Source organism: Candidatus Zixiibacteriota bacterium (assembly GCA_040752815.1).
GTDB lineage: Bacteria > Zixibacteria > MSB-5A5 > GN15 > FEB-12 > JAGGTI01.
Genome location: JBFMGC010000084.1, coordinates 1 through 5,860, shown reverse-complemented (window position 1 = coordinate 5,860; position 5,860 = coordinate 1). Strand labels below are relative to the sequence as shown.

Here is a 5,860-nt window from a genome sequence, read left to right as displayed (position 1 = left end):
GGACAGGTTCGCTTCAAACCTGCCGTGCCACAAAAAAACGCCCGTGCTGGACGGGCGTCGAGTGTTATCTCTTCGAGACGGTTGTCTCTTACTGAGACTTGACTAACAACCGCCGCTTGAGTACATTGTGCACTAGATACGCGACGTTCAACCACCTGTCAAGGGAAAAATATGAGCGGCGAAAATGAAAAATCAGTCTACCTGGGAATCGACCTTGGTCCCAACTCTGTCGGTTGGGCGCTGATCGATACTTCGGGTGCCGGCACATGCGAATTGGTCAGCTCCGGGGTTCGGGTCTTTGAGGCCGGACTAGACAAGCTCGAGTCTGACGGCAAAGGGGAATCTCGCAATGTCGCCCGCCGCGAGGCGCGCCAGGCCAGGCGCGGGGTTGAACGAAGGGCGCGGCGGCTGGCGAAAATAGCCAACGTCCTTCAGCGGGCCGGTCTATTGCCTGAGGGCGATCTGACCGACAGCGAGATGCGGCACATGGTAATCACCGAGCTGGATCTTAAGGTCGATAATCCGTACAAGCTCCGCGCCCGCGCTCTTGATGCAAAGTTGTCCGAGCATGAACTCGGCCGCGCACTTTATCATTTGGCGCAGCGAAGGGGTTTCCTGAGCAATCGCAAGTCGACCCCCAAGAAAGACGATGACACCGGAAAGGTCAAGAAGGACATCAGCCAACTGAAGCAGGCTATCGAAGCAGCCGGGGCGCGAACCCTCGGCGAATATTTCAGCCGCCTCGATCCGTTCCAACATCGGATACGCATGCATTACACGCACCGTTCGATGTATGAAGACGAGTTTAAGAAGATCTGGGAATCGCAGCGCCGGTTTCACCCTGACGTACTGACAGACGATCTGAGAAAGAAGCTGCACCGTGCGATCTTCTTCCAACGGCCACTGAAGAGTCAGGCGCACTTAATCGGTAAGTGCGAGCTGGAACCCAAATACCACCGCGCCCCTATGGCTCTGCTATGTGCCCAACGCTTTCGGTATCTACAGACCATCAACAACCTGAGGGTGATAGACGCTCCCGGCAGAGAAACTGATAGTCTGACCGTAGCCGAGCAATTTGCACTGGCCCAAGAGTTGGAATTCAAACAAGAGATGACCTTCGGTGCCGTGAGAAGGCTATTGAAACTGCCAAACACCAGTAAGTTTAGCATCGAACTGGGTGGTGAGAAGAAGATCAAGGGGAATCGTACCGCCGCAAAGCTGGCAGCCATATTCGGTGTCGACCGCTGGAAGTCTATGACTCCGGAGGAGCATGACGCCGTGGTAGAGGACTGGCGAAGTATCGTCAAGGAAGAAACGCTCAAGAAAAGAGCGATAACGAAGTGGGGCCTTGACGAAGCCGCCGCCGACGAGCTCAGCAGCCTGGAACTTGAGGAAGGCTATTCTTCGTTGTCCCGGCAGGCTATCATTAAGCTGTTGCCCCGGCTTGGTTGTGGTGAGGCCGTTCAAACCGCAATCAAAGCCGTGTACCCGCAGCGCTTTGAGAGGATCGGAATAGCCGTTGATTACCTGCCGTCGGTTCGAGAGCACTTCGCTTCGTTGCGGAACCCGATAGTCGAACGATCTCTTACAGAACTGCGCCGAGTGATAAACGCCATCGTCCGGGAATATGGCAAACCGGCCGTGATTCGAGTAGAATTGGCACGGGAACTAAAACAGCCGGCGAAAAGCCGCCAGGAGACCGTAAAACGTAACCGCGCCAATGAAGAGGATCGCAAATGGGCGGCCGAAAAAATACTCGAGGAAGCGAGAATCGCGAATCCGTCGCGGAGTGACATTCTGAGGGTTTTACTGGCCGAGGAGTGCGAGTGGACCTGCCCCTACACCGGCAAACATTTTGGCATGACAGAGATTGTCGGGGACTCTCCCCAATTCGATATCGAGCACATCATACCGCTCCATCGTTGCCTCGATGACTCCTACATGAACAAAACCCTCTGTCTTGCTAAGGAAAACCGAAATGGCAAACGTGACCGCACGCCATTTGAGGCCTATTCCGGCACGCCGCAGTGGGATGATATCATCGATCGGGTCAGCAGGTTCAAGGGCAAGGCGGCACCGGCTAAATTGCGGCGTTTCCGGATGAAACCAGAGGAGGTTAACGAACTTCTGCACAACTTCACGTGGCGGCAGTTGAACGACACAGCCTACGCCTCCCGTCTGGCGAAAGAGTATCTCGGTTTACTGTATGGCGGACAGGATAGCGATGGGATTGACTCATCAGGCCACCGCCGCGTTCAGTCCACCAACGGCCAGGTCACCGCCTTTCTACGAAATGTCTGGGACCTCAACAAGATTCTCGGCGACGGCCCCGGCAAATCCCGCGATGATCACCGCCACCATGCCGTGGACGCCATTGTCGTGGCCCTCACCGACCAGGGGGTAGTCAAGCGGCTCAGCGATGCCGCCTCACCGGCCGCGCGGGAACGCCGTCGCCAGTTCGGTAAGGTGCCCCCACCCTGGGAAACTTTCGATGAGGATGTTCGCCGGGTAATCGGTCAACTGGTGGTTTCCCACCACCTTGACCGACGAGTGCGGGGTCAGTTACACAAAGATACGTTCTACAGCGTACAGCGGGAAGACAAGGACGGGAAAAAGTACGTCCACATAAGAAAACGGATTGAGGATTTGAAGCCGAAGGAGTTAGAGGACATAGTTGACAAAGGGGTGCGCCTCGCTATCGAGAAGAAGCTTCAGGATCTGGGCGAAAGTAACCCCGCCAGGGCCTTCAAAAACATTGCCAATCATCCGGTCATGACCGGCAAGGACGGTTCTACGCGGCCGGTCCACAAGGTGCGTATTAAGGACCACCAAAGCACTGTTGATGTCGGCTCGGGTCACCGCCTCCGTCGGGTCGTCCTTGGAAACAACCACCATATGGAAATTGTCAAGGTGCTGGACGAGAAGGGGAATACCAAACGTTGGGAAGGGTATGTGGTCAGCCTGCTGGAAGCCTGGAAGCGGCTGAACAAGGAAGAGCCGGTGGTGAAGAAAGATCACGGGCCGGGCAAGTGCTTCCTGTTTTCCTTAGCCAATGGTGACGTAATTGAACTCGACCACGAAAACGGACAGCGAGGACTATGCGTGGTCCGGACCATTGAGACAAATTCCAAGATTAGGTGGGTGAAAACAAACGATGCTAGGAAGCTGGCAGGCCGCTCGAAGTCTGGTGAAACGGCTCGGCCCGACCCACTACGCAAGAGGAACTGTGTCAAGATGACCGTTGATCCGCTCGGCCGGGTCCGGCGAGCGCGAGACTGATAGCCGAGGTTCCTTCAGCCCCGTTCCTGATTTGTCGATACCCGTAATGGGGTATGAGAGACCGGGTTATCGACATATCCGACGAGGGCGCCGGGCTTAGCGTCCGGAACGAACAACTCGTTATCCGCCGGGGCGAGGTCGAATTGACAGTCCCACTCGAGGATCTAGCGGCCCTGGTCGTGTCCCATCCCGCCGTCCACTACACCCAGGCAGTACTAACCAGCCTTTGCCGGCATGGCGGGGCGATGGTAGTTTGCGATCAGAAGCGTCTTCCTATAGGTATGGTCATGCCGCTGGTAGGACACTCCACCCAGACCGAACGGTTTGCCGCCCAGCGGGAAGCCTCCGTCCCTCTCCAGAAACAGCTCTGGAAGCAGGTCGTTCGCGCCAAAGTAGTGGCTCAGGCCAGACTGCTAAAGCGACTCTGCGAACACGACCACGGGCTTGCCCAGCTAGCTCGGTCCATACGCTCTGGTGATGCCGGAAATATCGAAGGACAGGCTTCCCGCCGCTACTGGCCGGCCATATTTGGGCCGTCGTTCCGGCGCGATCCTATGGCCGAAGACCATAACAAGTTGCTGAATTACGGTTACGCCGTGCTCCGGGCCATGGTCACCCGGGCTATCTGCGCTTCCGGTTTGCACCCGTCGCTCGGCATCCATCACCATAACCGATACGATACTTTTTGTCTGGCTGATGATCTTATGGAACCGTACCGCCCCCTGGTCGATGAGATCGTAGTCCAACTTGTCCGCGAGCGCGGCGCCACCGTTCCGCTGGACAAAGACTGCAAGGCGGCGCTGATAGGCGGGCTGGCGTCACGCCGCTTTGAAGCTGATAAGGAAAAGCGAACCTTGTTTGACCTGCTGACCGGAGTGACAGCGTCGCTTGCCGGTGTCTATACCGGAGAACGAAGCAGATTGTATCTGCCGATACTATGATATGGCTCCCAACCAGCGCAATCTGTCGGGGTACCGTGCCGTGTGGCTGATGTCGATGTTTGATCTCCCGGTGGACTCCCCCAAGGCCCGCCATGACTATTCACGGTTTCGAGTGGGGCTGCTCAAGCAGGGTTTCTCTATGCTTCAGTTCTCAGTCTATGCCCGTTATTGTGACAGCGACGAGCGAGCCGAGGTGTTCCGGCAGCGGATTAAACAGATGCTGCCCCCGGCCGGTGAGGTCAGACTGGTTACAGTTACCGACCGGCAGTTCGCCCGTATGCAGGTGTTTCTGGGGAAAAAACGGGCTCCAACCGAAAAACCGCCGGAGCAATTGATGCTTTTTTGAGCCGGGAATCACGCCAAACCCCCTGCAATACATGGGGATTACAGGGGGTATAATGTACTCAAGCGGCGGTTAGCGTCAAGTCCCAGCTGTCTGTTATTGCCTATTGTGTGCATAGTAATGTACTCAAGCGGCGGTTAGCGTCAAGTCCCAGCTCACGTGACAGCTTTGCGCACGTCTATCCGAATGTACTCAAGCGGCGGTTAGCGTCAAGTCCCAGCTCAGAAGCGAAGCCCGAAGCTAACGGCAATTAATGTACTCAAGCGGCGGTTAGCGTCAAGTCCCAGCATAAAACATGGCATAGTAGCTCCTATGGTTAATGTACTCAAGCGGCGGTTAGCGTCAAGTCCCAGCGCGCGTCCACGTGTCCCCCGCAAAGAAGTTAATGTACTCAAGCGGCGGTTAGCGTCAAGTCCCAGCTGGTTCAAAGCAAAAGGCGCAAGGGAAACTAATGTACTCAAGCGGCGGTTAGCGTCAAGTCCCAGCCCATTCGCGGCTTTCGTCCGACGCTCCTGAAATGTACTCAAGCGGCGGTTAGCGTCAAGTCCCAGCTAACGCGATAGCAGGTGTCGGAAACTTTAATAATGTACTCAAGCGGCGGTTAGCGTCAAGTCCCAGCCGTTACCTCGTCGGGGTCTTCAGCGCTAAAAATGTACTCAAGCGGCGGTTAGCGTCAAGTCCCAGCCGCGTTGCAACGGGACGCGCGCGACTACGGAATGTACTCAAGCGGCGGTTAGCGTCAAGTCCCAGCTTCAGGCCCGCGGAGCGGACGGCTCTGGCGAATGTACTCAAGCGGCGGTTAGCGTCAAGTCCCAGCACGCGGTTAGGTGTTCGCACACGCCGTAGAATGTACTCAAGCGGCGGTTAGCGTCAAGTCCCAGCAGCACTCCGGACGCATTGGCATCGACGTGGAATGTACTCAAGCGGCGGTTAGCGTCAAGTCCCAGCCATCGATAGCGTGCCGTGGGGATGTAGGCCAATGTACTCAAGCGGCGGTTAGCGTCAAGTCCCAGCTAGTTCGTCGAGACAAAGACCGGTAGCCCGAATGTACTCAAGCGGCGGTTAGCGTCAAGTCCCAGCATTCTGATCAGCTTCCCCGTCGTGGTCTGGAATGTACTCAAGCGGCGGTTAGCGTCAAGTCCCAGCCGTCGCACGCCTGTATGAAAACTCGCAGTCAATGTACTCAAGCGGCGGTTAGCGTCAAGTCCCAGCCGCCAAACTGCAAGTGCGGCGCGTCAATATAATGTACTCAAGCGGCGGTTAGCGTCAAGTCCCAGCCGTCGCACGCCTGTATGAA

3 protein-coding genes and 1 CRISPR repeat array are annotated in these 5,860 nt (G+C 56.4%); all 3 genes read left to right on the top strand.

Features of this window, described 5'->3' with window-relative positions; translation table 11 throughout:
- Nucleotides 1-171: 171 nt before the first annotated feature.
- Genes cas9 through cas2 form a run of 3 tightly spaced genes read left to right on the top strand, consistent with a single transcriptional unit; the run spans nucleotide 172 to nucleotide 4,566 of the window.
- A complete protein-coding gene (cas9, locus tag AB1772_12965) occupies nucleotides 172-3,279 on the top strand; it encodes a type II CRISPR RNA-guided endonuclease Cas9 (GenBank protein MEW5797252.1) in 3,108 nt (1,035 codons plus the stop codon).
- Nucleotides 3,280-3,332: 53 nt separating this feature from the next.
- Nucleotides 3,333-4,220, top strand: coding sequence for a type II CRISPR-associated endonuclease Cas1 (gene cas1 / locus AB1772_12960; GenBank protein MEW5797251.1), 888 nt, complete (start codon nucleotides 3,333-3,335; stop codon nucleotides 4,218-4,220).
- 1 nt (nucleotide 4,221) lies between these two features.
- On the top strand, nucleotides 4,222-4,566 hold the full coding sequence (cas2, locus tag AB1772_12955; protein ID MEW5797250.1) for a CRISPR-associated endonuclease Cas2: 345 nt from the start codon (nucleotides 4,222-4,224) through the stop codon (nucleotides 4,564-4,566).
- A 51-nt stretch (nucleotides 4,567-4,617) separates the two neighbouring features.
- A CRISPR array of direct repeats spans nucleotides 4,618-5,841; the repeat unit is 36 nt; unit sequence AATGTACTCAAGCGGCGGTTAGCGTCAAGTCCCAGC.
- Nucleotides 5,842-5,860 lie beyond the last annotated feature (19 nt).